The 26372-nt window shown below is 62.4% G+C and carries 26 protein-coding genes; 12 read left to right on the top strand and 14 right to left on the bottom strand.

All coding sequences use genetic code 11. The annotated features are described in order from the left end of the window. Positions 1–27: 27 nt before the first annotated feature. On the bottom strand, positions 28–1341 hold the full coding sequence (locus tag BQ8482_RS15505; RefSeq protein WP_123148410.1) for an MFS transporter: 1314 nt from the start codon (positions 1339–1341) through the stop codon (positions 28–30). Between the two features lie 213 nt (positions 1342–1554). Between BQ8482_RS15505 and BQ8482_RS15500 the strand changes: the two genes are divergently transcribed. Together BQ8482_RS15500 and otnC are read left to right on the top strand one after the other, a co-directional pair. After that, positions 1555–2571, top strand: a complete 1017-nt coding sequence (locus BQ8482_RS15500; protein ID WP_123148409.1) for a LacI family DNA-binding transcriptional regulator — start codon at positions 1555–1557, stop codon at positions 2569–2571. Further along, positions 2568–3233: a 3-oxo-tetronate 4-phosphate decarboxylase gene (gene otnC, locus BQ8482_RS15495; protein WP_123148408.1), complete on the top strand. Its 666-nt coding sequence runs from the start codon at positions 2568–2570 to the stop codon at positions 3231–3233. The genes BQ8482_RS15500 and otnC overlap by 4 nt, the downstream gene beginning before the upstream one ends. 7 nt (positions 3234–3240) lie before the next feature. Here otnC and BQ8482_RS15490 read toward each other — a convergent pair whose 3' ends face one another. The 7 genes from BQ8482_RS15490 to BQ8482_RS15460 form a co-directional block, all read right to left on the bottom strand. After that, on the bottom strand, positions 3241–3822 hold the full coding sequence (locus BQ8482_RS15490) for a hypothetical protein (RefSeq protein WP_133254775.1): 582 nt from the start codon (positions 3820–3822) through the stop codon (positions 3241–3243). A gap of 507 nt (positions 3823–4329) precedes the next feature. Then, the gene (locus BQ8482_RS15485; protein ID WP_123148406.1) at positions 4330–5640 is read right to left on the bottom strand and encodes a hemolysin family protein; all 1311 of its coding nucleotides are present in this window, start codon (positions 5638–5640) and stop codon (positions 4330–4332) included. A 101-nt stretch (positions 5641–5741) separates the two neighbouring features. Beyond that, on the bottom strand, positions 5742–5888 hold the full coding sequence (locus BQ8482_RS15480; protein WP_244602819.1) for a hypothetical protein: 147 nt from the start codon (positions 5886–5888) through the stop codon (positions 5742–5744). Between the two features lie 32 nt (positions 5889–5920). Then, positions 5921–6628: an LssY C-terminal domain-containing protein gene (locus tag BQ8482_RS15475; protein ID WP_123148405.1), complete on the bottom strand. Its 708-nt coding sequence runs from the start codon at positions 6626–6628 to the stop codon at positions 5921–5923. An 89-nt stretch (positions 6629–6717) separates the two neighbouring features. Next, positions 6718–7518, bottom strand: a complete 801-nt coding sequence (locus BQ8482_RS15470; protein ID WP_123148404.1) for an extensin-like domain-containing protein — start codon at positions 7516–7518, stop codon at positions 6718–6720. A 201-nt stretch (positions 7519–7719) separates the two neighbouring features. Next, positions 7720–8628, bottom strand: a complete 909-nt coding sequence (locus BQ8482_RS15465; protein ID WP_165848590.1) for an extensin-like domain-containing protein — start codon at positions 8626–8628, stop codon at positions 7720–7722. A 159-nt stretch (positions 8629–8787) separates the two neighbouring features. Continuing rightward, the gene (locus BQ8482_RS15460; RefSeq protein WP_095491539.1) at positions 8788–9213 is read right to left on the bottom strand and encodes a DUF3775 domain-containing protein; all 426 of its coding nucleotides are present in this window, start codon (positions 9211–9213) and stop codon (positions 8788–8790) included. A 196-nt stretch (positions 9214–9409) separates the two neighbouring features. Between BQ8482_RS15460 and BQ8482_RS15455 the strand changes: the two genes are divergently transcribed. After that, complete coding sequence (locus BQ8482_RS15455) at positions 9410–9949, top strand: tetratricopeptide repeat protein (protein ID WP_123148548.1); 540 nt, start codon at positions 9410–9412, stop codon at positions 9947–9949. A 284-nt stretch (positions 9950–10233) separates the two neighbouring features. Then, the gene (greA, locus tag BQ8482_RS15450; RefSeq protein WP_123148547.1) at positions 10234–10707 is read left to right on the top strand and encodes a transcription elongation factor GreA; all 474 of its coding nucleotides are present in this window, start codon (positions 10234–10236) and stop codon (positions 10705–10707) included. 238 nt (positions 10708–10945) lie between these two features. Here the strand turns inward: greA and waaC are convergent, their stop codons facing one another. The 3 genes from waaC to rfaD are packed head-to-tail and all read right to left on the bottom strand — an operon-like array spanning position 10946 to position 13847. Next, a complete protein-coding gene (gene waaC / locus BQ8482_RS15445; protein WP_123148402.1) occupies positions 10946–11920 on the bottom strand; it encodes a lipopolysaccharide heptosyltransferase I in 975 nt (324 codons plus the stop codon). Beyond that, on the bottom strand, positions 11917–12924 hold the full coding sequence (waaF, locus tag BQ8482_RS15440) for a lipopolysaccharide heptosyltransferase II (RefSeq protein ID WP_123148401.1): 1008 nt from the start codon (positions 12922–12924) through the stop codon (positions 11917–11919). The genes waaC and waaF overlap by 4 nt, the downstream gene beginning before the upstream one ends. Then, complete coding sequence (rfaD, locus tag BQ8482_RS15435; RefSeq protein WP_123148400.1) at positions 12897–13847, bottom strand: ADP-glyceromanno-heptose 6-epimerase; 951 nt, start codon at positions 13845–13847, stop codon at positions 12897–12899. The genes waaF and rfaD overlap by 28 nt, the downstream gene beginning before the upstream one ends. Before the next feature lie 164 nt (positions 13848–14011). Between rfaD and BQ8482_RS15430 the strand changes: the two genes are divergently transcribed. The 4 genes from BQ8482_RS15430 (at position 14012) to BQ8482_RS15415 (ending at position 17524) form a co-directional block, all read left to right on the top strand. After that, positions 14012–14644 (top strand): LysE family translocator, encoded by a 633-nt coding sequence (locus BQ8482_RS15430; protein ID WP_123148399.1) that lies wholly within the window; start codon positions 14012–14014, stop codon positions 14642–14644. Between the two features lie 151 nt (positions 14645–14795). Further along, the gene (rfaE1, locus tag BQ8482_RS15425) at positions 14796–16286 is read left to right on the top strand and encodes a D-glycero-beta-D-manno-heptose-7-phosphate kinase (protein ID WP_123148398.1); all 1491 of its coding nucleotides are present in this window, start codon (positions 14796–14798) and stop codon (positions 16284–16286) included. A gap of 7 nt (positions 16287–16293) precedes the next feature. Next, positions 16294–16866 carry a D-sedoheptulose-7-phosphate isomerase gene (locus BQ8482_RS15420; protein WP_123148397.1) on the top strand — a complete coding sequence of 191 codons (573 nt, stop codon included), beginning with the start codon at positions 16294–16296 and terminating at the stop codon, positions 16864–16866. Continuing rightward, entirely contained in the window at positions 16859–17524 is a 666-nt protein-coding gene (locus BQ8482_RS15415) for a D-glycero-alpha-D-manno-heptose-1,7-bisphosphate 7-phosphatase (protein ID WP_123148396.1), read from the top strand. Before BQ8482_RS15420 ends, BQ8482_RS15415 begins: the two co-directional genes overlap by 8 nt. Here BQ8482_RS15415 and BQ8482_RS15410 read toward each other — a convergent pair. Then, positions 17521–18006, bottom strand: a complete 486-nt coding sequence (locus tag BQ8482_RS15410) for an Lrp/AsnC family transcriptional regulator (RefSeq protein ID WP_095491530.1) — start codon at positions 18004–18006, stop codon at positions 17521–17523. The genes BQ8482_RS15415 and BQ8482_RS15410 overlap by 4 nt on opposite strands. Before the next feature lie 259 nt (positions 18007–18265). On the opposite strand from BQ8482_RS15410, the gene trxB reads away from it, so the two are divergent. Together trxB and BQ8482_RS15400 are read left to right on the top strand one after the other, a co-directional pair. After that, positions 18266–19240, top strand: a complete 975-nt coding sequence (gene trxB / locus BQ8482_RS15405; RefSeq protein ID WP_123148546.1) for a thioredoxin-disulfide reductase — start codon at positions 18266–18268, stop codon at positions 19238–19240. 72 nt (positions 19241–19312) lie between these two features. Further along, positions 19313–20209 (top strand): LysR family transcriptional regulator, encoded by an 897-nt coding sequence (locus BQ8482_RS15400; RefSeq protein ID WP_023799796.1) that lies wholly within the window; start codon positions 19313–19315, stop codon positions 20207–20209. A 289-nt stretch (positions 20210–20498) separates the two neighbouring features. On the opposite strand, the gene BQ8482_RS15395 is transcribed toward BQ8482_RS15400, so the two are convergent. Continuing rightward, complete coding sequence (locus BQ8482_RS15395) at positions 20499–20996, bottom strand: methyltransferase family protein (protein ID WP_123148395.1); 498 nt, start codon at positions 20994–20996, stop codon at positions 20499–20501. A gap of 964 nt (positions 20997–21960) precedes the next feature. Beyond that, a complete protein-coding gene (locus BQ8482_RS15390) occupies positions 21961–24012 on the bottom strand; it encodes an elongation factor G (protein ID WP_123148394.1) in 2052 nt (683 codons plus the stop codon). A gap of 360 nt (positions 24013–24372) precedes the next feature. Between BQ8482_RS15390 and BQ8482_RS15385 the strand changes: the two genes are divergently transcribed. Both BQ8482_RS15385 and BQ8482_RS15380 read left to right on the top strand, forming a co-directional pair. Then, positions 24373–24780 (top strand): (R)-mandelonitrile lyase, encoded by a 408-nt coding sequence (locus tag BQ8482_RS15385; RefSeq protein WP_123148393.1) that lies wholly within the window; start codon positions 24373–24375, stop codon positions 24778–24780. Between the two features lie 57 nt (positions 24781–24837). Beyond that, positions 24838–26355: a DHA2 family efflux MFS transporter permease subunit gene (locus BQ8482_RS15380; protein ID WP_123148392.1), complete on the top strand. Its 1518-nt coding sequence runs from the start codon at positions 24838–24840 to the stop codon at positions 26353–26355. Positions 26356–26372: the final 17 nt, after the last annotated feature.

The following is a 26372-nucleotide window of genomic DNA, read 5'->3' as shown; positions in this document are numbered from 1 at the left end:
GGAAACTCCCTGCATGAGGCGGTTCGCCTAGCGGTTGACCAGTTTGGGCGGGACCGTCAGTACCAGGATCGCGCCGACCACCAGGATTGCGGCCAGGGCGTACATGCCGACCTGGGTCGTTCCGGTCAGATCCTTGAGATAGCCAACGAGATAGGGGCTGACGAAGCCGGCAAGATTTCCGACCGAATTGATGAGCGCAATACCGGCCGCAGCACCAGTTCCGCCGAGGAACGCTGTGGGCAGTGACCAGAACAGCGGCGCACAAGTGATCGCACCTGCTGCGGCCAGCGACAGAAAGGCAATTGCGATGGTGGGATCGGGCGAGGTGGCTGCGACCACAAAGCCGACTGCTCCAAAGAGAGCGGGAACCACCAGGTGCCAGCGGCGCTCGCGATATCTGTCGGCGCTGCGGCCAAAAAAGTTCATGGCGATCACAGCGCAGATAAACGGGATCGCGCTGATCAGTCCGATGTTGAGGTTGCCGGCGACGCCCGTCGCCTTGACCAGCGTGGGCATCCAGAACGTCAATCCGTATTGACCCATCACGAAGCAGAAATAGATCAGACACATCAGCCAGATCCGGGGATCGCGGAAAATGCCGGCGACGGAGTGTGAGCGTTCCTTGCCGCGCTCTTCTTGGGCGATCTCTCGCTCGATTGCCTGCTTCTCCGCTTCACCCAGCCACTTGGCGTGACGGATGCCGTTGTCAAGGAAGAAAAAGACTGCGATGCCAAGCAGGATTGCGGGAACCGCTTCGATCAGGAACATCCACTGCCAGCCGGCAAGGCCGTTGCTGCCATGGAACGAATCCATGATCCAGCCGGAAAGCGGATTGCCGAAAATCCCGGAGATAGGGATCGCGGACATGAATATCGCGATGATCTTGGCGCGGCGGTGCGAGGGATACCAATAGGTGAGAAAGAGGATGATGCCGGGGTAAAAACCAGCCTCGGCGACACCGAGCAGGAAGCGCAGCAGATAGAACATCGGGGCAGATGCAGTGAACATGAAACCGGCCGAGATCAGGCCCCAGGTGATCATTATGCGGGCGATCCAGACGCGTGCCCCTACTTTGTGGAGGATGATGTTGCTCGGGATCTCGAACAGGAAATAGCCGATGAAGAAGATGCCGGCGCCAAGGCCGTAGACGGTTTCACTGAAGGCAAGGTCGGTCGACATTTGCAGCTTGGCAAAGCCGACATTGACCCGATCGAGGTAGGCAACGACATAGCACAACATCAGAAACGGCACGATGCGCCAGAAGACCTTGCCGTAGGCCTTCCTTTTGATGTCGTCTTCTGCTCCGGCCTCCGCCGGAAGCGTCGGGGTGAGTATCGTCATCTGTTTCCTCCCAAGTGTAAGGGGTGGTCCCTCAGGTCTCACGCCCCCTGGCTGGATTTTGGCAGCGCTTGCATAGCCCGATACACGAGAATGGCAGCGCTGCCAAACGAAAAGTGGCAGCGCTGCCAAATTTTGTTGAGTGCGGTGCCTGAATGTGACAAAAGAAGCGTCAGGAACTGGAGTCGTACCGACGCATCGAGCCGAGAAACTGGAATGCAGAGCGAAGCAGAAGAAGGTCCGCAAACCGGCGCGATGATAACCCTCACCGACGTTGCGCGCGCGGCTGGCGTCGGCGAAAGCACTGCTTCGCGCGTGTTGCGTGGGCATGGTTCCTTCTCAACCAAGACACGCGAGAGTGTACTCACTGCCGCGCGGAGCCTCGGCTATGTGCCAAACCGGATCGCGGGAACCTTGGCCTCCATGGGGTCCAAGCTCGTCGGTGTTGTCATTCCTTCGCTAAGCAATATCGTCTTTCCGGATGTGCTGCGCGGCGCCAATACAGTACTGGTCGGAGCCGGCTTCCAACCTGTCGTCGCAGTGACAGACTACGATCCGGAGCGAGAGGAGAGCGTCATCGAGTCACTCCTCAGCTGGCGTCCAGCCGGGATGATGGTAGCGGGGCTCGAGCATACCGAGCGCACCGGCGCCATGCTGCGGAACGCCCGCATCAGAGTGGCCGAATTGCTCGATACCGATGGCGAGGGCATCGACATCGTCGTGGGCTTTTCCAACCGCAAGGCGGGCCGGGTGAGCGCTCGGCATTTGATATCGCGTGGCTATCGCTGCATCGGTTACGTTGGCCACGACCTCAGCCTGGACCTTCGCGCGGCCAAGCGCTTCGCAGCATTTCGCGCGGCCCTGGGCGAAGCCGGGCTCAGCGTCATCGGAGAAGAAATCATTCCTGCCGCATCCTCGATCGAAGCCGGGCGCGACGGGCTGGCTCGATTGCTGGAGCGTTGTCCCGATCTGGATGCGGTTTATTTCTCCAACGACGACATGGCGATCGGCGGCTATTTCCACTGTCTCGCCCACGGCATCACCATACCGGACCGGCTGGCGATCTTCGGCTACAACGGTCTCGATGTAGCCAGGAGTGCGCCGCAGCCACTTTCGACCATCCTGACGCCGCGCGTGACCGTCGGTGAGATCGGAGCACGGCTCGTCTGCTCCGACGGACCATCCGCAGTGGTCGATATCGGGTTCGAGCTGATTGAAGGAGCGACGACGTGACTGAAACCAAGCTGAGGGACGATATCTGCCGCTTCGGACGTTCGTTGTTCGAGCGCGGGCTGACGCCGGGATCATCAGGCAATATCAGCCTGCGGCTCGATGATGGCGGCTGGCTGGTCACACCCACCAATGCCTCGCTGGGATTCCTGGATCCTGGCCGAATTTCACGCCTTGATGCGCAAGGCCGGCTGACCTCTGGCGATGCGCCGACCAAGGAAATTCCGTTGCATACTGCGCTCTATCAGACGAGGGCAGAGGCGCGCGCCATCGTGCATCTGCACTCAACCCACGCAGTTGCCCTTTCCATGCTGCCGGAAATCGATCCTAAGGCGGTGCTGCCGCCGATGACGCCCTACTATCTGATGCGCGCCGGACAAACCGCGCTGGTGTCCTACCATCGGCCAGGCGACCCGGCGGTTGTCGCTGCGATCAAGGGCCTTGCCGGACGCTACTCCTCAGTGCTGCTGGCAAATCACGGTCCCGTGGTCGCGGGCGAAACGCTCGAGGCCGCAGTATTCGCTACCGAGGAGCTGGAAGAAACCGCAAGGCTCTATCTGCTGTTACGCGGCCTCAACCCCCGCTACCTGTCGCCGGAACAGGTCGCCGATTTGGTGCGGGTTTTCGGGATATCCTTGCCGGAGCAAGACGAGCACCACCATTAGCATACCCTCAGCGCGTGCGTGATGTTATCTCACGGTATGAGAGTAGTGCGTAGACAAAGGTCAATGTCCCGGCAAGTTCGAGACCTTCTTCGATGTTGGCCAGAATGCGATAGCGCAAGGATTCCATACCTTCCGCCTCTGCAACGCTGCCGCCGACCATTTCAAACCCGACCGCTCCGCCAAGAAACAGCGCCGCCGAAACCGCCAACAGCACGGCGAGCGATGTCGGGAAAGAGCGGATGAATGGAACAAAGGCAGCTAGGCCCACCAAGCTAAGGATGCCTGCCGGCGCTGCCCATGCAAAATACAGCAGGCCCGTATTGGTTGACCTCGCAGCCAACGCAGCGGATAGCTTCTCATGAAGGCCCGTGAATTCATCGAAAGAAAGAAGCAGGAACAGGAAGCCTAAGAAGTACCAATGCCAAGTGAACCGACTGCTACGGCCGGCCGCATCGTCTCCGCACTGAAATAGAAGACGGCTACAGAAAAAAAGCACCAGCACGGAGACCCAAGTGAACGCGCTCCGTTCCACATCGACATCAAGGAGCCATATTTTTCTCGAAAGGTCCGGCTCCTGTCCAGCGTACAAGCTTAAATCTTGTGCGAAACTTGCACAAAGAATCAGTAGAGATAATACTGTAACTAGGGCGAGTATCGGTCTCCATTCGCTGAACAGAAGCGGGGCTTCCTTTCCCACCCTTGCTATTGTCATATCCCACCCTTGCAATTGTCACAAAAGTGTCACATAAAGATTAGCAACTTGTCAACCATTGGCGTTCCAATGCGCAGCGACGGAAACAAGTTCGAGTCATTACTCGGCGCAGGCTTGCTTGCTCTCCTATTGGCGTTGGCCGGGCTCATCGTTTTCTACGAGGTCGAGGTGGTATTCCCGTTGGGGTGACGCGTTGCCAACGATGGCGCCGACCGCCGTCACGAAGGGCATAAGTGCCCTCTCGGCTCCTCCAGAAGCCGCTTTGAACTGCTCGTTGTCCAAGAGCCCGCGCAACGTCCAGATGCAGGCTCTTTCAGTTGAGATCAGCGACTCGATCGAGGCAAACGGACCGTTCCGTGGTGCCTCTTCACCTCGACACGCTTGTTACCGCACGATTTCGCGGTGACCGCCGGGCAGGCGGGTGGCGATGAGCTTGTCGATGCGGCGGCCGTCGAGGTCGACGACCTCGAAGCGCCAGCCCTGCGCATCCACGCTTTCGCCGGTCGCCGGCAGATGGTGCATGTGCGACAGCACGTAGCCGGCGACGGTCTCGTAATCGCGATTCTCGGGCAGGTCGATGCCGAGAACGTCCGCCATTTCGTCGGCCTGCATGTAGCCGGCGAGCAGCCATGAGCCGTCCTCGCGCTTGACAGCGTTTTCCTCATCGCCGGCGTCGAGGTCCGCCCGGAAGACGCCGGTGATGGCTTCCAGTATGTCCGCCGGGGTGACGATGCCTTCGAAATGGCCATATTCGTCATGGACCAGCGCCATCGGCACATTGGATTCCCTGAGCGTCGAAAGGACATCCAGCGCGTCGGCCTGGTCATGGACAATGGGAGCGGAGCGGACGTGCCGGCGCGGGTCGAGCGCGCGACCGCCAAGCATGGCGGCCAGCACGTCGCGGGTCTGGACGACGCCGATCATGGCGTCGACGCTGCCATCGCCGGCTGGCAGGCGCGAATGCTGGGTCTCCATCAAGAGTTTGCGGATCGCCGTGTCGTCGGACTGCAGGTTGATCCAGTCGACCTCGGTGCGCGGCGTCATCACCGCGCGGACGGCGCGGTCGCCGAGGCGCATGACGCCGGCGATCATGCGCCTCTCGTCGGATTCGATGGTGCCGTGATGCTCGGCCTCGGCGACCAGCATCTTGATCTCCTCGTCCGTGACCTTCTCCTCGCTTTCACCGCGTTGGCCGAGCAGCCACAGCATAGCGCGGCCGGAAATGTCGAGCAGGAACACCAGCGGCGCCGAGACGGTGGCGAGGATGATCATCGCCGGAGCAACCTTGGCGGCGACGCGTTCGGGATCGCGCAGCGCGATCTGCTTGGGCACCAGTTCGCCGATGACGAGCGAGAAGTAGGTGATGAGGGCGACGACGATGCCGACGCCGATCGGGTCGGCAAGGCTTTCGCGGACGCCGGCCGATGCCAGGAACACGGACAGCCGCTCGCCGAGCGTGGCGCCGGAAAAGGCGCCGGATAAAACACCGACCAGGGTGATGCCGATCTGCACCGACGACAGGAATTTGCCGGGATTGGAGCCGAGCGCCAAGGCGCGGCCGGCGCCCTTGACATCGCGGTCGATCATCGCCCTGAGGCGGGCCGGCCGTGACGAGACGATGGCAAGTTCGGACATTGCCAGAAGGCCGTTCACGCAGATGAGGGCGGCCACGATGGCGATTTCAGCATAGAGCATGCGGGGTCAATAGCATTGCGGCGCGGTCTTCGAAAATAGATCGCCATCATTTTTCATGCCGGTTTCATGCAGCATCCCATGGCGGCGACGAAAAATGATGATCAAGGCGTCGACGCGGCACCGACCTTTGGCGTCAGGCTGCGCGTCACCGGCCAGATGGCGTGCACGACGATGTCTTCGACGAGACACTCCGACAGGACCGTCTCGAGTTCGCTGCTCTGTTTCGACCAGGTGTCGCAGACGTTCAAGCATCTGGAGATAGAACCGTTTCGTCTTGCGCCTACGGCAACTGCAGCAGCACGCCCACCACCGCCTTGCCGTCGGTGAAATAGGGGTCGCCACCGCCATTGCGCCCGGTCTTTGTCGCGCCGATGCCTGCGATTTCGTCGGTCGAGATCAGCATGCCTGCGGCAGACAGGTCGCGGATCAGGAAATCGCGCTCGGCGTCGATGTCGGGAGCGATATGGTGAGTGATCGCGCCGGTGTCGTGGCTGAGGCCAACGCCGCGATCGAAGCTTGCCGACCCCAGCCAGAGCGGCCGGCCATCGTCTCCGGTCGCCTCGGTCTGCCAAAAGCGGACGTGATGACGCCGGTCGGCACTGTCGCCGACCGGCTTCTCGAAGGCCAGATCCTGTGCACGGCCTTCGAATAACAACCGGCTGACCGGCGCGTCGGGATAGGGCCGATCGAACAGCACGCTTTCGCCGATCTCGATGGCGGTCTTCAGCGTGAGGGCGTCGGCCGTGTCCCACCCGGCGACGGCGAAGGCGTGGACCAGCTCTTTTTTGGTGCCGACGAGGCCGACATTGATCGGGTCGCCCGCAATACCCTGCGGCGTGTGCGTCAGCATCGCGAAGCGCTGCGTACGGAAATTGCGGTCCCTCAGGGTCCAGAATTCCGGCGCGGCGAAATAGGCGAGCACGAGATAGCCGGCACAGAACGCCACCAGCCAGATCGTTGCGCGTCGTCGAAGGCTTCGTCGGCTCACGAGACACCACCCAGGCGATACGGCATCACCTTATATGGCGTCATTCTACGCGGCGGCGCAGACCTTGGGCAGTGGGCATGCGCTCGGGTTCAGCGGCAGGCGCGGTAGCCGTTCCTGCGGTTCTTGATGTCGAAATGGAAGTGGTTGCGGTGGTCGTAATTGTAGCCGGGGCCGAGCACAGTGGTGAAATACTGGCAGCCGTCAGCACGCACAGTGTTGAGGAAGCCGCGCGTGCGGAAGGCGAACAGGCCGGGCTTGCGCACGTCGATTTCCTTGCCATTGCCGAGCTCGATGCTCATGACGTCCAGCGCGTTGCCCTTGCCGTGCTCCGACAGCACGCCTTCGCCGGCGATCCTGCGGCAGGAATAGCTCGATCCCTGGCGAATGGTCTTGACGCCGGAGAAATAACGCCAGCGGGCGGAGGGGACCAGTTCATTCCTGGTCCAGCCGGCGAAGGTGGCGGCCATGTCGCAGGTCAGCGTCGCGGCAGGCTTCATTCCGACGCTGCCGATGGCCGAGATCTTGACCGGATAGTCGATGCCGCACTGGCCTTCGCGGATCGGCGCAAGATCGGTGTAGACGACGCCCAGGCGTTTCAGTTCGTTGCGGCAGTCGACCTCGCTGGCCGGCATCTGTTCGGTCGGCGCCATCGGCTCGTCCATGCGCGGATAGGCGGCGGTCATGTATGGGTTGGACGGGACGAGGCGCTGCATCCCCGCGTAGTTCGGAACGGCCGATGTCTGGCTGCCGACATCGACGGCCGGTTCAAGCGAAAGCACGCTGCCGGTGGTGCAGGCCGAGATCGCTGCGATGGCAAGGCCGCCGGCAATCATGCGCGCGCGTCTGTTTTGCCGCACGGCGACGAACGCGGCGCGAATTATCCCGGCCATCGACAAGATCCCTGTCCCCAAGCCTGATCCCGATCAGGCTCTGTCTCATCGTTTGATCATGATCTTTCTCCGAAAACCGGATCCCGCTTTTCGGGATCATGATCAGACGAGACGGAGATTAACCGCCAAGAGTAAAGGAAAAATCAGCGGCCGCGTTTACGGCTGCGGCCAAATTGCGGCGCGCGGCGGTCTGGGACCATATCACTGGCAGAAGGTGCCGCCGTTGCGGCGCGGTGCGAGATCGAGATGGAGATGTAGCGAATGATCGGCATCGCTGCCGGGGCCGAGCACGGTCTTGAACGGTCCGCAGGCCGCCTTGCGTATTGCGTTCAGGAATTTTGCATCCTTTTCCGGCGGCGCCGGGCCGATGTCGATCCTCCTGCCGTCCGAAAGCGTGAAGCTGGCGATGTCGAGCGCGTTGCCGAAGGCATGTTCCGACAATTTCCCTCCGCCATTGCGTCGTCGGCAGACGAAGGCGGATGCCTGGCCGACCGACTTGAGATTGGCGCCGAGCTCGGCCTTGGCCGCCGGCTGGATGATATTCGCAGCGAAGCGCGCGGCGGCCTCGGCCATCTGGCAGTTCAGCTCGGCTTCGGGGTTGATATCCAATGACTTGCCCAGCGTCTTCAGCGCGATCGGGTAGGGGATAGAGCAGCCGACCGCCGCATCGTGCTCGGCTTTGCGTTCCTCGAAGTCGACGCCCATCGACTTCAGCCGCCTGCGGCAGGCAAGTTCCTCGTCCGGCATTTTTTCCTGCGGCACAAAGGCCGAGCGCGGGTCGGGAGGGATTTCTTTCTGCTGCGCTTGCGCCGGCTTCTCCGGTGGTTTCGGGCCGGCGGCCGGCGGTTGCGCCTCGGCGGGCTTTTCGGACGGCGTTGGAGCGATTGCCGGCGGCTCCGGCCGGGCTTCCTGATGCTGGTCCGACTTCTGCTGGCTCAGTTTGTCGGTGGCGGGTTGATCAGGCTCTGGCGCATCCGCAGGGCGCGGCTCGGGGATCGGCACGTCGGCAGGTGCGGCTTCTTGCGCTGATTGCGAGCGATTGAGCTCCGGGACGGGCACGGTATCAGGCAATTCCGGAGCTTGGGCCAGGGCCGCTCCTGCGGACAGCATCGCCGCGGCCAAAGGCAGCGCCAATCTGCTGAATCCGGCCAATCTGGTCAATCTGATAAATCCGGGAGGGATTAGCGCCGCCATTTGTCGTAAACGGCGGGCGAATGCGGAAGTTGCCTGAACGAGGGTTTTGGCCGTTCACGAACGGTAACCGCGGCGTTACGCACCGATCGCTTCCAGCCCTTCCTCCAGCCAGTCGGCCAAGAGCGGCATGCCGAGCAGATATTTCGCCGTGCGCTTGTTGGCGCGCTCGCGCGCGGCCGTCAGCGCGTCCGCCCATTCCGAGGCGTCATAGTCGCCGCGTCCAACCCAGGCGAGGGCGACGAGTTCGGCCGCCTCGTCGACATTGAGGTCGTTGATCAGTTCGCGCAATTCTTCTTCGGTGAGGTCTTCGGAACTTTCCTCGACGAGACCGTCATGATGATGGTTGTCATGCGCCTCGCCATCGAGTTCTACCTCGTGCTCGGCGCCATCGGCATAGTCTTCGTTGACGGCAGCGCTCAACGCCTTCGCCTTGAGGATGAATAGGCGCACCGTGTCGGGACCGATCGAAAGCTCCCATTCCTTTTCAAGGCGCCGCTGCACTGGCCGTCTCCGCATACTCCGTTGCCGTTTGCTGGATGATAGCGAATTTGCAGCGCTCGTCACGTCATGTTCGGCGCTTCTATTTTCCGCTGGCGCGGATCGTTAAAAAAGCTTTCAGTGGCCATGACTTTTTTCCGGGATGAAACGGCTTTTGCCCGGCGTTTATCTTGCATTGTCATGCTTCAAGGAGGGTTCGATGCGCAGACGATTGCTGATCCAGGTTCTGGCGGTTGCCGCCCTGCCGCTGTTTGCTGTTCCGGTGTTTTCGGCCGGTGAAGGTGGAGGCGGTGGCGATGGCAGCCAGACGACACAGTGCAAGAAAGGCATGGTCTGGGACAAGAAGCTGAAGAAATGCGTGGCACCCAAGCAAGGCATGCTGGACGACGACAACATCTATGAAGCTGGCCGCGCGCTGGCGATGGCCGGACGTTATGACGAGGCGATCGCCGTACTCAGCCTGGCTGCGGACAAGAAAGACCCTCGCATCCTCAACTATCTCGGCTACTCGCATCGCCATTCCGGACGTGTCACCGTCGGCCTCGGCTATTACGAGGAAGCGCTGCGCATCGATCCTGATTACACGCTGGTACGTGAATATCTCGGCGAGGCGCATCTGCAGATCGGCGATATCGCCGGTGCCCAGGAGCAGCTCCGCGAGATCGAGAAGCGCACCGGCAAGGGATCTCGTGAATATGGCATGCTGTCTGAGCAGATAGACCGTTTCATGAAGAGCTGATTCGAAGCCCAAACGCTCCTGAAACCGGCTGTGAGCAATCGCAGCCGGTTTTTTGTTGCCGCTCGCCCTGCCTGCCGCGCTGCCGTGACGGCATTTCCACAAATGGCGGGCGAATTTTTCAAAACCGATTTTTTGGCGTGAAAAACCCGCGAAGATTGCTATATTGGGGGAAATAGCGGTGACACGGTTCCGTTAGCCCGAGGCTGCCGGACCGTTTTCTTTTTGTACCCATCGACAAGGTCGCTCCCGGAATGCGGGGGCGGCGGCAGGAAAGGTCAGGCATCATGAACAAGGTCCCGATGACAGGCGAGGGGTTCGCGTCATTGAAGGAAGAACTGCGCTGGCGCCAGCAGGTAGAGCGGCCGCGCATCATCGAAGCGATCTCCGAAGCGCGCTCGCATGGCGATCTTTCCGAAAATGCCGAGTACCACTCGGCGAAAGAGGCGCAGAGCCTCAATGAGGGCCGCGTCAACGAGCTCGAGGACTTCATCGCCCGCGCCGAAGTGATCGACATCACCAAGCTCAGCGGCGAAAAGGTCAAGTTCGGCGCGACCGTGGTGCTGGTCGACGAGGACACGGAAGAGAAGAAGACCTACCAGATCGTCGGCGACCAGGAAGCGGACGTGAAGTCCGGCCGCATCTCGATCTCCTCGCCGATCGCGCGGGCGCTGATCGGCAAGGAAGTCGGCGATGCGATCGAGGTCAACGCGCCAGGCGGTGCACGGGGCTATGAGATCGTCCAGGTGCAGTTCATTTAGGACCTTTGATAATTCTAGTCTGGCGGCCGACTAGCGCGGTTTTCTGCGCTTCCTACAGCGCCGTGCGTCTTTTGGACGCGCAAAGGACGCTGTAGGACTTTTGATTTGCGCATGATCCTTTCCGAAAATCTATTCCGATTTTCGGGGTCATGCGCGAAGCTCACGTACTTTAAGTACGCTCCGCTCCGGTTCTCGAAAACCACGCTATTCGACTCGCCAGAGCGAATTCTGAAAAGGTCTATGTCGCGGCCCGCCATTTGAGCGCCAGCAACTTCTCAGCTTCCGCCACCACCTCCACCGGCGCGATACGGCTGCCGGGCGCGGCCAGCAGCGTTGACGAGAACGGTCCGCGCGGGCCGGTCAGGCCGGGTTCTGTCGCCAGAAACACGGCGACCGTCGGCAGGCCGAAGGCGCTGGCGAGGTGGGTGAGGCCGGTGTCGGCGCCGATGACCAGCGCCGACCGGCCGATGATCGCGGCGATCTCAGAAAGCAGTGATTTCGGCACCAGCACGGTTTGCGGGACGGCCTCGGCGATCGCCTCGGCAACCGCCTTTTCACTGTCGTTAGACCAGGTGGTGACCGGCGTCATTCCTCTTTCCACGAGAAGCCGGGTAGTCTCGATCCAGTCGCCGACCGGCCATTTCTTGTCCTCGCGGCTGGTGCCGTGCAGCAGGAAAGCGGTTTTTTCGTCGACAAAGGTCGAACCGCCGGCCGGCGGCACGATGCCGGATTCGAGCCCGGAAAAATCCGGTTCATAGCCGAGCGCCAGCCCGAACAGCCGCCTGGTGCGTTCGATGGCGTGCAGATCGCCCGATACGGCATAGCGGCGGTCGTAGAACAAAGTCGCCGAAGGCTCGCGGGCGCTCGACCGGTCGAAGCCGGCGATCGGCGCCGCAGCCAGTTTTGCCACCAGGGCCGACTTCAGCAATCCTTGCGCGTCGATGACGAGATCGTAGCGGCAATCCCGCAAGGCGCGGCGCAGTGGCGCCGCCTCGCGCCATGTGCTGCGGCCGAGCGGGCTTGTGCGCCAGCGCCGGATCGCCACGGTGTGAATGGTTGCGATCGCCGGATGCAGCGCCACGATGCCGGCAAAAACCTCTTCCACACACCAGTCGAACGACACATCCGGCTGGTTGCGGCGCGCATCCTCGACGGCCGGAAAGGTGTGGATGACGTCACCCATCGAGGATGTCTTGACGATGAGCACCTTCATGCGGCGGCCGGCATTTCCAGCAGCCGTTCCGCTGCTGCCGCGACCTGTGCCACCTCAAGCGTGTTTAGGCAGTTGAGATGGCCGAGCGGACAGATTTTCCGGTGGCAGGGCGAACAGGACAGGCCGAGCCAGACCAGTTCGCGCTGCTCGGCGAGCGGCGGCGTATTCTGCGGCGAGGTCGAGCCGTAGACGGTTACGATCGGCGTGCCGACCGCGGCGGCAACATGCATCAGCCCACTGTCGTTCGACACCGCAAGCCTGGCCGCGGCGATCAGGTCGATGGCGTCCTCCAGCCGCGTCTGGCCGGCGAGGTCGACAACGCCTGGGGCAAGCGTGGCGATTTCCGCCGTCACGTCGGCGTCGTTCTTCGATCCGAACAGCGCGACCTCAAAACCTTTCGCCATCATGTCGAGGGCAAGGCCGGCATAGCGTTCGCTCGGCCAGCGTTTGGCCGGGCCGAATTCGGCGCCGGGCATCAGCGCGACGAATTTTTCCGCCTCCAGCCCGAAGCGACCCAGCAATGCCGCCTGGTTTTTCGTGTCGACAGCGAGCTTGGGAGCACGGAACGTGCCGCCTTGCGCGAGGCCGAAATAGGCCTGCGCCGTGCGCCGTTTCACATTGTCGGGCAAGGGGACGATATCGGTCAGCAGCCCGTAGCGCATTTCCTTGAGATGGCCGACGCGGCGCGGAATGCGGGCAAAGAACGGGACAAGCGCCGATTTCCAGCTTCCAGGCATGACATAGGCGATGTCGTAGTGGCCGCGCAGCAGGCGGCCGAAGCGCCTTCGCATGCGGAATTCCAGCGCGCCGGATTTCAGCGGCAGATCGATCTGCTGGCGTATTTCGGGCATGCGCTTGACCAGTGGCGCCGCCCATGCCGGGGCCAGCACGTCGATCGCGGCGTTCGGGTGAAGCTCTCTCAGTGCCGAGAACAGGCACTGCGCCATCACCATGTCGCCCACCCAGCGTGGGCCGATCACGAGGATCGTTGGGCTTTCAGCCATTCGACATAGTCTCTGACGCCGGTTTCCACTGTGCGAAACTGACCATTGTAACCGGCAGCGCGCAACCGGGACATATCAGCTTGCGTAAAACTCTGGTAGCTGCCCTTGAGGTGGTCAGGGAAGTCGATGAACTCGATCTCGCCTTTGCCGAGCGTGCCGATCACCGTTTCGGCAATGGCGCGGAACGGCTGGGCACGGCCGGTGCCGCAGTTGAAGATGCCGCTTGAGCCCCGTTTCCACAACCACAGGTTGACGTCGGCAACGTCGCCGACATGGATGAAATCGCGGCTCTGCTCGCCAGGTCCAAAACCGTCATAGGCGCCGAACAGTTTCGGGTTCTGGCCTTGCTCGACCTGATTGAACAGGTGGAAGGCGACCGAGGCCATGGTGCCCTTGTGCGCCTCGCGTGGCCCATAGACGTTGAAATAGCGCAGGCCCGCCACCGGCGAATGATCGGTATCGAAGACGGTGCGGCGGACGTAGTCGTCGAACAGCTTCTTTGAATAGGCATAGACATTGAGCGGGCGTTCGCATTCCGGCTCCTCGCGAAACTCGGCTCCGCCGCCATAGACCGAGGCTGAGGAGGCATAGAGGAAAGGCACCCGCAGCGCCAGGCAGGCATGCAGCAGCCGCTTCGAATAAGCGTAGTTCACCTCCATCATGAACTTGCCGTTCCATTCGGTGGTGGTCGAGCAGGCGCCCTGGTGGAAGACGGCCTCGATGCGGCCGAGGTCTCCGGCCTCCATCCGCGGCAGGAAATCGTCCTTGTCGAGATAATCGGCGATCTGCAGGTCGGCGAGATTGGCGATCTTGTGGCCGTCGGTCAGGTCGTCGACGACGAGGATGTCGCTGATCCCTTCGGCGTTAAGGGCGGCGACGATGTTGGAGCCGATCATGCCGGCGCCGCCCGTGACGATGATCATGAAAGCCTCTGGTATCTTGTGCCGATTCCGGCCCTTATAGGGGAGGCTGGCGGGGCTGTCGATAAAGCAGGTCGCAATCCGGCGGTTGGGTGAGCGCCACAGTGCCGCCGCAAAGCTTTCGCTTCAGTCGGCGATCACCGGCGAAGCGCGACAGGAGCAAGGCAATGCCGTCGACCGAACTGCTTATCGCCTTCTTCGCCACCACGGCAATCTTTGCCTACATTCCCGGTCCGGCGATGCTTTACGCTGCCGCGCAAACCATGGCGCGCGGCCGCTGGTCCGGCCTGACGGCGGCGTTGGGGATCCATCTTGGCGGCTATGTGCACGTCGTCGCCGCCGCTGCCGGGTTGTCCGTGCTTTTCCACGCCGTACCGACGCTCTACATCGCAGTCAAGCTGGCTGGCGCGCTCTATCTGATCTGGCTGGGTGTGTCGCTGTTCCGCGCCAGGGCGCAAGACGATACTGTTATCTCAGGCATTGAGCCGAAATCCGCCAGCCGCGCCTTTTTCGAGAGTATCACCGTCGAGGTGCTCAATCCCAAGACTGCAATCTTCTTCATGGCGTTCCTGCCGCAATTCATCGACGCGTCGGCGACGTTTCCCGTCTGGCTCCAATTCCTCGTCCTCGGGACGATCGTCAATCTGATGTTCTCCTCGGCGGATGTCATGTGCGTGGTGCTGGCGGGTGCGCTGATCACCAGGCTACGGCGTTCGAGCCACGCACAGCGCCTCATGCGGCGTGCGGGCGGTGCGGTGCTCGTCGGATTGGGCGTCCATGTGGCTTTGCAGAAAAGCTGATCCGCCAACCGGCGATGGCTGTGGGCCGTTCGGTGGCTGCCGTTGCGCTGAGCCGAATTGCGGTATATCGGCTTCGCCATGAACGATCAGCCCTGCCAGTCCAGCGTTTTCACAGCATCGGGACCGGCTCTCATTGCACGTCGCGGATGACATGAGCGAGCAATACCTGCCTTCTCCCGAACCCCTTCACCGCGCCATCTCGCGGTTCGGCAACGTCACGGTGCTGGTGGTCGGCGACTTCATCCGCGACCGTTTCGTCAACGGCGTCATCGAGCGGATTTCGCCGGAAGCGCCCATTCCGGTGCTGCGCGGGCGTGGCGAAACGTCGGCGATGGGCGGCGCCGGCAATGTCGTCGCCAATATCGTCTCGCTCGGCGCTGCCGCGATACCGGTCTCGGTGATCGGCGCCGATCAGGCCGGCGACAATCTCCTGCGCATGCTCGCCGAATTTGGTGTCGAGACTGGCGGCCTCGCGCAGGACGCGAACCGGATGACCTCGTCGAAAAGCCGGTTCAGTGCGCTCAACCAGCAGGTGCTGCGCTTCGACGAAGAGGAAATCAAGCCGCTGGGCGACGCTGAGCGGGCAACGCTGGTCCGGCATTTCCGCGCCGCGCTCGCGCAAGCCGACATCGTTATCCTGTCCGACTACGGCAAGGGCATATTGCTCGACGGCGTCGCCGGCGAGCTGATCTCGATCTGCCGCGAGGCGGGAAAGCCGGTGCTGGTCGATCCCAAGGGCCGCGACTATGCTTGCTATGCCGGGGCGACGGCGATCACGCCCAATCGCAAGGAACTTGGCGAGGCGGTTGGACGCGTGGTGTTTGCCGATGACGAGATCGTGGCCGCGGCGCGTGAGCTGATCTCGGCACACGGCTTCGATTTCGTGGTCGCGACGCGCAGCGAAAAGGGCATGAGCGTCGTCGGCGCGGACGATGCCCGCCACATCGCTACGCAGGCGCGGGAAGTGTTCGACGTTTCCGGCGCCGGCGACACTGTCATTGCGACGTTTGCGTTGGCTCTGGCCGCGGGCGCCGACCGCATCATGGCCGCCGCCATCGCCAACGCGGCGGGTGGCGTGGTGGTGGGAAAGCGCGGTACCGCGCGGCTGACGGTCGAAGAGCTTACCGGGGCGCTGTTTCGCTCGCATGGACCGATTGCCCACAAGGATGCAATTCTCGATGCCGCTGCCGCTGCACGGCTGGTGGCGACGTGGAAGGACGAAGGCCTGAGCGTCGGTTTCACCAATGGCTGCTTCGATATCCTTCACGCCGGCCATGTCAGCCTTTTGCATGCGGCGCGCAGCCAATGCGACCGGCTGGTTCTCGGCCTCAACAGCGATGCCTCGGTGCGCCGGCTGAAAGGGCCGGGGCGCCCGGTCAATGACGAGCATGACCGCGCCTGCGTGCTGGCGGCGCTTGCCTCGGTCGATGCCGTCGTCGTCTTCGAGGAGGACACGCCGCTCGCGCTGATCGAGGCGCTCAAGCCCGACATACTGGTCAAGGGCGCCGACTATACGATCGATCAGGTGGTCGGCGCCGAAATCGTGCAAAAGGCGGGCGGCCGCGTCGTGCTGGTCGATCTCGTCGCCGGCAAAAGCACGACCGGCACCATCGGCAAGTTGCGCGCCGGAAGTACAAACTGAGGGTTTCATGTCCGAACTGAACGAATACCTGGTCCGCTCGGCGGCCGCGATCACCGCGACGGTCGAGCGCGACCTCACCAGCGAGATGGAGCGGGCGGTGACCGCCGTCGTCGCCGCGCTTTCGCAGGGCAAGGCGCTGCTGATCTGCGGCAATGGCGGCTCGGCCAGCGACGCCATCCACATCGCCGGTGAACTGGTCGGCCGCTTCCTGAAGGAGCGCAAGGCCTACAACGTCATCGCGCTGCCGGCCAATGCGGCGGTGCTGACCGCCTGGGGCAATGATTACGGCTTCGACACGGTGTTTTCACGCCAGGTCGAGGCACATGGCGCATCGGGTGCCGTGCTGCTCGCCATCTCGACCAGCGGCAACTCGGCCAGCATCCTTGCCGCTGCCGAGCAGGCGCGCACGATGGACATGACGGTGATCAGCCTGACCGGCGACACCGGCGGCAAGCTCAAGCCGCTCTCCGACATCCTGCTCAACGTGCCCTCGACCTCGACGCCGATCATCCAGCAGGGGCATCTGTGCCTCTATCATCATCTGTGCGAAATGGTCGAAGCGCGCCTCTGTGATGGCTGATAGGGACGCTGTCAGGACCTCGCAGCCGTACCCGCTCGAAGAGCCGGGCCTGTGGGTCGAGCGGATCGGTACCTCGGTTTTTGCAGCTGGCACGCCGGCGCTGTTCCTCGACCGCGACGGCACCATCAATGTCGATAGCGGCTATCCAAGCGATCCGGCTGACATCGTGCTGCGGCCGGAGATGCTGCCGGTGATCCGAACGGCCAACATCGTCGGCCTTCCTGCGATCGTGGTCTCCAACCAGTCAGGTATAGCCCGTGGCTATTTCGGCTGGCCGGAGTTCGCCGCAGTCAATGCTCGGCTGCTGACACTTTTCGAAGCACAGAATTGCCGGATCGATCTGGTGCTCGCCTGCGCCTACCATTCGAGCGGGACGGGTGAACTGGCAGTAGGCGATCATCCGATGCGCAAGCCCAATCCGGGCATGCTTCTGCGCGCCCGCGATCTGCTGGGCGTGGATATCAGCCGGTCAATCATCGTCGGCGACAAGGCCGATGACATGGAGGCCGGACGGCGAGCCGGGCTGTGGGAGGGCTGGTTGGTGCACGGCAGATCCAATCGGACTTCTAGCGATGGCATGTTCACGACGCGCAAACTGACGACCGGTAACGATCACAGCAAACTCTGCGGCGCCATCGGCGAACTCGGCCGGGATTAGATTCTCACTTCGCTGAAAGCCACCAGGCCCTCGTCCTTGACGCGACGGATGGTCAGTGCCGTCCGCACCGTGTCGACATTCGGCGCCGAGGCCAGTTCCTCGATGACGAAGGTCTGGAAGGCGCCGAGGTCGCTCGCCACGCAATGCAGCAAAAAGTCGGATTCGCCCGACACCATCCAGGCGTCGCGAACGATCGGCCAACCGCGGGTGCGTTCGGCGAAGGTTTTCAGCTCCGCGTCGGCCTGGTGATGCAGGCCGATAAGGCAGAAGGCGACGACATCCAGGCCGAGCGCCGGGGCATTAAGCAAGGCGCGATAGCCGCGGATGATGCCGGTCTCTTCCAACCGCCTGACGCGACGCAGGCATGGCGGCGCCGAAATGCCGACGCGGCCGGACAGCTCGACATTGGTCATGCGCCCGTCTTGCTGAAGCTCGCGCAGGATTTTCCAGTCGATGGCATCGAGATCGGCTTTGAGCGGCATGGATACCTTCGGCGCTTCACGCAAGAATCTTTCGTAATTTTGTAATTAAACGACTTTGGTGTCCATTCCATCCCTTCAGTCGCTGATTTTCGGACAGTCGCCGCGCAAGATGTTCATGGATCGTCTGTTTGCGGGCAAGCTTTCCGGGGACGAAGGCCAGGTCGTCTTGCTGGCGTCGCCTGCAACACCTAGATTAGGGCCGATATCGAACCCTGTGCCGGACGCTTCATTCGCGTCCGGTTGTTGTGAAAGCCTGTCCATGATCACCAAGCACGCACCCGTTCTCATCATCGGCTCCGGCCCCGCCGGCTATACGGCGGCAATCTACGCCGCCCGCGCCATGCTGAAGCCGATGCTGGTCGCCGGGCTGCAGCAGGGCGGCCAGCTGGTGATCACCACCGACGTCGAAAACTATCCGGGCTTCGCCGATCCGATCCAGGGTCCGTGGCTGATGGAACAAATGTTGAAGCAGGCCGAGCATGTCGGCACCGACGTCATCAATGACATCATCACCGAAGTCGACCTCAATGTGCGGCCGTTCCGTGCCAAGGGCGATTCCGGCACCACCTATACCGCCGACGCGCTGATCATCGCCACCGGTGCGCAGGCGAAATGGCTGGGCATCCCGAGCGAACAGACCTTCATGGGCTTCGGCGTATCGGCCTGCGCCACCTGCGACGGCTTCTTCTATCGCGGCAAGGATGTCGCGGTGATCGGCGGCGGCAATTCGGCGGTGGAGGAGGCGCTCTACCTTTCCAACCTGGCAAAGAGCGTGACGGTCATCCACCGGCGCAGCGACTTCCGCGCCGAGCGCATCCTTAGCGAGCGGCTGTTCAAGAAGGACAATATCCGCGTCATCTGGGACACCGTCGTCGACGAGATCACCGGCCAGTCCGGCAAGACGCCGCTGCCGCCGTCGGTGGAAGGGCTGAAGCTGCGCAATGTGGTGACCGGCCAGGAGATGCATCTGACGGTCGACGGCGTGTTCGTGGCGATCGGCCATGCGCCGGCAGTCGAGCTGTTCGCCGGCAAGCTGAAGCAGAAGCCGAACGGCTATCTGTGGACGGCGCCGGATTCGACCTGCACCGACGTGCCGGGCGTGTTCGCCGCCGGCGACGTGACCGACGACATCTACCGCCAGGCGGTGACGGCGGCGGGGCTCGGCTGCATGGCCGCGCTCGAGGCGGAAAAGTACCTCGCCGGGATCGAAGTTCACCGCGAAGCGGCGGAGTAAGGAAGCGGCCGAGAAAAGCCGCGCAAAAGCCTGATTTTTCATTCAGACGCCAGAAAACAGAACGGGGGCATCATGGCGTTGGACTGGGACAAGCTACGCGTGTTTCACGCTGCGGCGGAAGCTGGGTCGTTCACCCATGCCGCCGAGACACTGCATCTGTCGCAATCGGCGATCTCGCGGCAGGTCAGCGCGCTCGAACATGACGTCGGCGTGCCGCTGTTCAATCGCCATGCCCGCGGCCTGGTGTTGACCGAGCAGGGTGAGATGCTGTTCCGCACGGCGCATGACGTGCTGATGAAGCTGGAGACGATCAAATCGCGGCTGACCGAGGCCAAGGACCGGCCCTCCGGCGTGCTCAGGGTGACGACCACGGTGGGGCTCGGTGCCGGCTGGCTGACCGAGCGCGTGCAGGAATTCATCGAGCTCTATCCTGAGATCAGCCTGCAGTTGATCCTGGCGAACGAGGAACTCGACCTCACCATGCGCCGAGCGGATTGCGCGATCCGGCTGCGCCAGCCGCAGCAGCCCGATCTCATCCAGCGCCGCCTGTTCACCGTGCATTTCCATCTCTACGCCGCCCCTTCTTACGTCAACAAGTATGGCAAGCCGGCGTCGATCGCCGAGTTGAAGAGCCATCGCATCGTCACCTTCGGCGTGCCGGTGCCGGCGCATTTGTCGGAATTGAACTGGCTGGAAACGGTCGGCGATTTCGAAGGCGGGCAAAGGGTGCCGACGCTGCAGATCAACGACATATTGTCGATCAAGCGCGCGGTTCAGGGTGGTGCCGGCATCGCCATGCTGCCCGACTATGTGGTCAGCAAGGACTCAGGGCTGGTGCAGTTGCTGCCGGAGACCGAAGTGCCGTCCTTCGACACCTATTTCGCTTATCCCGATGCGATGAAGAACCAAGCGAAACTGCACGTCTTCCGCGATTTTATCATCGCCAAGGCGCGCAGCTGGTCGTTCTAAAGCGCGTCGCGTTTGAACGGATACATGCGACGCGCTTAGGTTCTTGTCTTTATGCATGTCGTTATCCCAAAACCGCTGCGCCCCTCGGGTCAAGCCCGAGGGCAAGCTTTTGGGCGACACGCATTAGGGTATGTCGATATTCAGGTGATGCCGGCCTGCGAACGGCTGATACCTGCGCTTCCGGTACTTACGGACCCTTGTCCGCTCCGTTCCGTTTCTCGGAACCCACCATTCTCGACTCGGCCTGACCTGAACACACCCTGAAACGGCGCCATCTCCGCTTTCCGGCTCACCCGCGCCATGGCGTCAGGCGGGGCAGCCAGCCGGGGACGGCGCGGCGGTAGGCCTCGTAGTCGGCGCCATAGCGCCGAGCAAGCGTCGGTTCCTCATAGAACTTCACGAAGGAGACCATGGCGATGGCGGCGATAGCGGCATAGGCGACGAGAGCCCAGCTCGAAAACAGCAGCGCCTGGCCAAGGATGATCGCCAGCACCGCCACATACATCGGGTTGCGGACATGGCGGTAGATGCCGCCGACAACCAGTCGCTCGGTTGGCGCGACCGGGGCGGGCGTGCCCCGGCCTTCGAGGGAAAAACGGGCGAAAGCATGAAGCAGCAAGGCCGCTGCGACGACAATCAGGACCCAGCCGACGGGGACCAAGCCGGGCCGGGTCGACCATGGCAGACGATAGCGATCGGTCAACAGCCAGGGCAGCAATCCCGCGACCACGCCGGGCGCTGCGATGAAGAATAGCGCGCTGCCGGCGATCGCCTGACGTGTCCTCATCGAGGCTTCCTTCTAAAGCGCGTCGCGTCTGAAGGATTCAAAGGGATTCATGCGACGCGCTTTCAGTTCTTGTTTTTATGCATGTCGTTGTCCCAAAACCACTGCGCACCCTCGGGTCGGGCCCGAGGGCATGCTTTTGGGCGACATGCATTAGAGCGGCGTGCGCCTGCTTGGACGCACAAATACGCTTTAGCACTTTGGATCTGCGCACCGTGCTTTCCGAACATCGATGCCAATTTTCGGGCCGATGCGCGGCTGCTGCAAAAATAAACGCGTGCTGCCTGATTCGACGTCATTCGTTGTTTCTGCATTCCGGGCCGAGAATTGGCTCTGATTCGCTATTTCGCGATGGTTTTTGCCTGGCTGTGCACCGCATTTCGACGATTCTGCTGGTCCTACGGGGCCAAGGAATGGGTTAGACCACAGCCTGTGTCATTTTGCATGCGTGTGTTGCAAAATAGATGCTTGTTTCTTGGGCATGATGAGCACATATATAGATCATCTCCTGGGCGCGTTCTCCTCCCATTAGCGCCCTCGAGTGTTCCCCTCTGGAGGTTAGCCTTAACAGGCACTTCCAATCAAACTCAGCCGGATCTTCATTGATCCGGCTTTTTTGTTGCCTGAAACCTGCTGGCGCCCAGGGAAAGCCGACCGAAATTGTCACGTAACAGTGACATGTAACCTCAGGTAACATATCCTAGGCGCCCATCATCGACTAAGCAGATCATAGGACGCGGTGTGGTTCGTGCGGGAGATGGGGGCATCACTCGGACGATCCGGGCTCAGGCGGCTACCGCGTCCGAACCATTCTTCCGCTGAGGCCGTCAGGCGCTGGCGGCATGTGCGGCGGACCTGCCGTTTTCGCCTCCCACGAAGACGGTCCGCAAGGAAACGGCGTCCGGATCACTCCGGACGCCGTTTCCCTGTGTTCTGCAGCCTGCGATACCGGCGTCAAAATCCAGTATCAGGCGGCCTTGCCATTGGCGTTCAACGCCTCATCGGCCAGGCGACCGGTGAGTTCGGCCATATGGTCGAAGGTGGCACGATAGCTGGCCACGCCCGCGGTGGCCGAACGCAACTCGATGATCAGGTCGCCGATCTCGGCCTGCGGCATGGTCGCCTCGACGACATCCCATCCCGGCCAGCCGGGCCGCGCATCGTAGCCGAGGATCTGGCCGCGCCGCTGCGGGATCAGGGCGATGATCCTCGACGTGGCGTCGGACGGCGTGACGATCTCGACCTTCATGATAGGTTCGAGCAGCACTGGCGAGCAGGCGGCCATACCTTCCTTCATCGCCAGCTTCGCCGCCATCTGGAAGGCCATGTCCGAGGAATCGACGGCATGATAGGAGCCGTCGGACAGGTTGACCGCGACATCGACCACCTGAAAGCCGAGCGGGCCGGATTTCAGATAGTCACGCACGCCGGTCTCGACCGACTGGATATAGGTTTTCGGCACGGCGCCGCCGGTGATGGTGTCGGTGAACTGGAAGCCGGAGCCGCGCGGCAGCGGCTTGATCTCGATGACCACATCGCCGAACTGGCCATGGCCGCCCGACTGCTTCTTGTGGCGGCCACGCTGCTGCGCCGTTTTGCGGATCGTCTCTCGATAAGGCACCGCCGGCGGATGACCTTCGACCGGGATCTGGTTCTTGCCTTCCAGCCGCTCGCGCACGACGCGCAGATGCATCTCGCCATGGCCCGACAGCACGGTTTCGGCCGAATCCTGATTGTGGCGCAGGCTGAGCGAGGGATCTTCTTCGGCAAGGCGCTGGATGGCCGCGGACATCTTCACCTCGTCCTTGCGTTCCTTCGGCCGCAGCGCGAAGGCGAAGACTGGTTGCGGCGGCGCCAGCGTCACCAGCGGCTTGATGCCGCCCTTGGCCGAGCTCAGCGTCTGACCGGTCGTGACGTCGTCCAGCTTGCCGAGCGCGACCGTGTCGCCGGCCTTGGCCGAGGTGAGCTTGGTCTGGTCCTTGCCGAGCATCCTGTAGATGCCGGACACCTTTGCCGTGGCGCCATTCGAAAGGAACAGCTCGGAGGCGTCGGCAAGCTGACCGGACAGGATGCGCGAGACCGACAGCTTGCCGCCATGCGCAGTATGGATGGTCTTCATCACCTGGACTACGGTCGTATTGCCGTCAGGTGCACCGAGGCGCTTGCGCGTTGCTTCAACATCAGGCGCGTCGTGGCGGATCGTCTTTAGAAGCCGCAGCACACCATTGCCCTTCTCGGCGGTGCCGATCAGCACCGGTGTCACCGCGCCGTCACGCAGGTCGGCGGCGAGGTCGTCGAAGATCGCGTCCTTCGGCGGCTCGATCTCTTCGAGGAGCTGCTCCATCAACTGGTCGTCATGGTCGGCAAGTGTCTCCAGCATGGAAAAGCGCGCCTCCAGCTCGCGCGCCTTGTCGTCGCTGGGAATCTGGGCGACCTCGCTTTCGGCATATTCGCGATAGATGTAGGCGCGCTCCAGAGCGAGATCGATCGAGCCGATGACGACACCGTTCTTGCGCAGCGGAATCTGGCGAAGCAGCAACGGCACCGAGCTTGCCGGCTGCAGCATCTTCAGCGTGTCGCGCACGCCTGATATCGCCTTATCGACCTTGTTGAGGAACATGATGCGCGGCACGCCGAGATCGTCGAGCTTGCGCATGATCAGCTGCAGGGCAGGGATCTTCTTCGCGTCGGCTTCAGCGACGACCACGGCGATGTCGCAGGCGGCAAGCACCGGCTCTGCCTCGAAAGAGAATTCGATGGAACCGGGACAATCGACGAAGGTGAGTTGCTCGTCCATGAATTCGGTGGTCGCAAAGGTCGCCTCGACGCTCATGGCGTGGGCGCGTGCCTCGGGCGAATGATCGGAAACGGTATTTCCCGAGGAAACGGGATTCTGGCGGGGAATGGCGCCCGTGCGGGCCAATATGGCTTCGAGAAGTGTCGTCTTACCGCTTGCAAAGGGACCGACTATGGCAATGCATTTCGGTCCCGTGCGTCGTCCTCCGGCGCGAGTTCCCATGACTGACCTCCACTCAGGCGTTTCCCTGGGAGCGGCGGCCGGCCTGTCGACCGTCGCGGGCGGGGCTTTTTTCAGTTTGCCACCTACCCAAAGGCATCGTCCCACGGGTTAGCCGGGAGGGCAAGTGATTTGAGAATCGGGGATTTGAGGATCGCCTGATGTCGCGGATGTTGAGCCGTGATCGGCGAAGCCGTTGGATGCGAGCCTAGCCTCCTATCAAATCCCGCGACAGAGCCCGTCGCCGAACAGCCGCAAAAGCGGTTGCGCCATGATGGTTATCGGACGAAAGTGCCTGCTTCTTGCGACAAAAAGGAACGGCCGTCGCCGACCGATCCGCCATCAGCTTGAGGACTCGCGACGATGAAAATCATTGCCTGCGGCAGCGTGCCGACCGTCATTGCGCCGGAAAAGTACTTCACCGGACGTGTGTGGCAGACGCCGATCATCGAGAAGGAAGCGCCAGCGCGGCTGCGCGCCATCATCGTCAGTTTCGAGCCCGGCGCGCGTACCCACTGGCATACGCATCCGCTCGGCCAGACGCTCTATGTCATATCAGGCGCCGGCCTCGCGCAAAGCTGGGGCGAGCCGGTACAGGCGATCAGGGCCGGCGACGTCATTTCGTTCGCGCCTGAGGAAAAGCACTGGCATGGCGCCGGCCCGAAATCGGCGATGGCGCATATCGCCATGCAGGAGGCGCTCGACGGCGTCCATGCCGACTGGCTGGAGACGGTGACAGACGTTCAGTATGGCGGCGTTGATCGGACCTAAAAGCGCGCCGCGTCCGATCATTATAGGTGATTTTCCATACTCAGGTTTGGAGTCGACATGTCGAAGCGTCGCTTGCCTCTTGTTGCCGCCGTCTATCTCGGCACATTCGTCGCACTGCTCGACATCAGCATCGTCAACGTCGCGCTGCCGACGATCCAGCTTGCGCTCGGCATCGATTTCGCCGGGCTGCAATGGGTGATCGACGCCTACACGCTTTGCCTGTCGGCCTTCATGCTGTCGGCAGGCCTGATCGCTGACCGCTACGGGCGCAAGCGCTCCTGGCTGGCAGGCATCGGCATTTTCGTGGCCGGTTCCGCCATCTGTGCAATCGCGCCCAACCTGCCGGTGCTGCTGGTGGGCCGGGTGGTGCAGGGGATAGCCGGATCGCTGATCATTCCGGGTGCGCTGTCGATTCTGACGCAGGCGTTTCCCGACGGTCGCGAGCGTGCCGGCGTTATCGGAGGCTGGGCGTCGTTCGCCGCTGTCTCGCTGCTCGCCGGCCCGGTCCTCGGCGGCATCCTGGTCGAAACCGCCGGATGGCAGAGCATTTTCCTGATCAACCTGCCGCTCGGCCTGGCCACGATCGTGCTCGGTGCGGCTTCGATCGTAGAGACTTCACACCCCGAGCATGCCCATCTCGACCTTGTCGGCCTGGCGCTTAGCATTCTGTGGCTGGGCGCCTTGACCTTCGGCCTGATCTCGGCAGGCGAAAAAGGTTGGGGCGATCGAGAGGCTGTTATCGCCCTTGTCGTCGGCTTCGCCGGCCTAGTGGCATTCCTTGTCTTCGAGGCACGCACGCCGCGGCCGATGCTGCCGCTTGGCCTGTTCCGCGACATTCGCTTTGCCGTCGCCAATGTCGCCTCGTTCGCGCTCGGCCTCACCTCCTACACCAGCGTCTTCCTCTATTCGATGTTCCTGCAGCAGGCGCAGGGCTGGTCGCCGACACAGACCGGCCTGCGCATGGCGCCGCTGTTCCTTGTCCAAATGGTCGTGTCGCCGGCGATCGGCAGGCTCAGTCAGCGCTACGGACACTCGGCGCTGATGACATCGGGCTATCTTTCGAGCGGTCTTTCCATGCTGGGAATGTGCTGGGTTGGACCCTCGACAACCCATGTGACGATCGGCCTGCTGTTTGCCGTCGGCGGCCTCGGCAATGCGCTGTCCATCCCGACCGGCAGCGCTGCCGCGATGTCGTTTGCGCCGCGCGAGCGTTCGGGCATGGTGTCGGCGGTGATCAACGCAACCCGCCAGGGCGGCACCGCCATCGGCATCGCCCTGCTCGGCGCCTTGATGAGCATGCGGGCAACAGCCCTGCTGACGGCGCATCTTGAAAATGCCGGTGTCGCCAACGCCGGAGCGGTGGCCCGCGCCGCCGTTTCAAGGTACGATTTCGCAGCCGATGCGGCGATGGGCGAGGAGAGCCTGCGCGATCTGTTCGCAGCCGCTTATGCCGGCGGTTTCCATGCGGCGATGCTGACGGCGGCCATCGTTTCGTTCGTCACGGCCGGGCTTCTGGTCACCGTTCTGGCGCCGGCCGAGGCACGTTCGGCACGCGAAACCAATCAGCGGGGATGAGGCTGGTGCCTATCGTG

The organism is Mesorhizobium delmotii (assembly GCF_900149755.1).
Lineage (GTDB): Bacteria > Pseudomonadota > Alphaproteobacteria > Rhizobiales > Rhizobiaceae > Mesorhizobium > Mesorhizobium delmotii.
This window is presented reverse-complemented; position numbering and strand designations above follow the sequence as displayed.

Bases quoted from the DNA above. Each gene is read 5' to 3' on its own strand.
- BQ8482_RS15505 (WP_123148410.1), bottom strand. From the start codon at position 1,341: ATGACGATACTCACCCCGACGCTTCCGGCGGAGGCCGGAGCAGAAGAC.
- BQ8482_RS15500 (WP_123148409.1), top strand. From the start codon at position 1,555: ATGCAGAGCGAAGCAGAAGAAGGTCCGCAAACCGGCGCGATGATAACC.
- BQ8482_RS15485 (WP_123148406.1), bottom strand. From the start codon at position 5,640: ATGCTCTATGCTGAAATCGCCATCGTGGCCGCCCTCATCTGCGTGAAC.
- BQ8482_RS15470 (WP_123148404.1), bottom strand. From the start codon at position 7,518: ATGGCCGGGATAATTCGCGCCGCGTTCGTCGCCGTGCGGCAAAACAGA.
- BQ8482_RS15465 (WP_165848590.1), bottom strand. From the start codon at position 8,628: ATGCTGTCCGCAGGAGCGGCCCTGGCCCAAGCTCCGGAATTGCCTGAT.
- BQ8482_RS15455 (WP_123148548.1), top strand. From the start codon at position 9,410: ATGCGCAGACGATTGCTGATCCAGGTTCTGGCGGTTGCCGCCCTGCCG.
- greA (WP_123148547.1), top strand. From the start codon at position 10,234: ATGAACAAGGTCCCGATGACAGGCGAGGGGTTCGCGTCATTGAAGGAA.
- waaC (WP_123148402.1), bottom strand. From the start codon at position 11,920: ATGAAGGTGCTCATCGTCAAGACATCCTCGATGGGTGACGTCATCCAC.
- waaF (WP_123148401.1), bottom strand. From the start codon at position 12,924: ATGGCTGAAAGCCCAACGATCCTCGTGATCGGCCCACGCTGGGTGGGC.
- rfaD (WP_123148400.1), bottom strand. From the start codon at position 13,847: ATGATCATCGTCACGGGCGGCGCCGGCATGATCGGCTCCAACATCGTC.
- BQ8482_RS15430 (WP_123148399.1), top strand. From the start codon at position 14,012: ATGCCGTCGACCGAACTGCTTATCGCCTTCTTCGCCACCACGGCAATC.
- rfaE1 (WP_123148398.1), top strand. From the start codon at position 14,796: ATGAGCGAGCAATACCTGCCTTCTCCCGAACCCCTTCACCGCGCCATC.
- BQ8482_RS15420 (WP_123148397.1), top strand. From the start codon at position 16,294: ATGTCCGAACTGAACGAATACCTGGTCCGCTCGGCGGCCGCGATCACC.
- BQ8482_RS15415 (WP_123148396.1), top strand. From the start codon at position 16,859: ATGGCTGATAGGGACGCTGTCAGGACCTCGCAGCCGTACCCGCTCGAA.
- BQ8482_RS15410 (WP_095491530.1), bottom strand. From the start codon at position 18,006: ATGCCGCTCAAAGCCGATCTCGATGCCATCGACTGGAAAATCCTGCGC.
- trxB (WP_123148546.1), top strand. From the start codon at position 18,266: ATGATCACCAAGCACGCACCCGTTCTCATCATCGGCTCCGGCCCCGCC.
- BQ8482_RS15400 (WP_023799796.1), top strand. From the start codon at position 19,313: ATGGCGTTGGACTGGGACAAGCTACGCGTGTTTCACGCTGCGGCGGAA.
- BQ8482_RS15395 (WP_123148395.1), bottom strand. From the start codon at position 20,996: ATGAGGACACGTCAGGCGATCGCCGGCAGCGCGCTATTCTTCATCGCA.
- BQ8482_RS15390 (WP_123148394.1), bottom strand. From the start codon at position 24,012: ATGGGAACTCGCGCCGGAGGACGACGCACGGGACCGAAATGCATTGCC.
- BQ8482_RS15385 (WP_123148393.1), top strand. From the start codon at position 24,373: ATGAAAATCATTGCCTGCGGCAGCGTGCCGACCGTCATTGCGCCGGAA.
- BQ8482_RS15380 (WP_123148392.1), top strand. From the start codon at position 24,838: ATGTCGAAGCGTCGCTTGCCTCTTGTTGCCGCCGTCTATCTCGGCACA.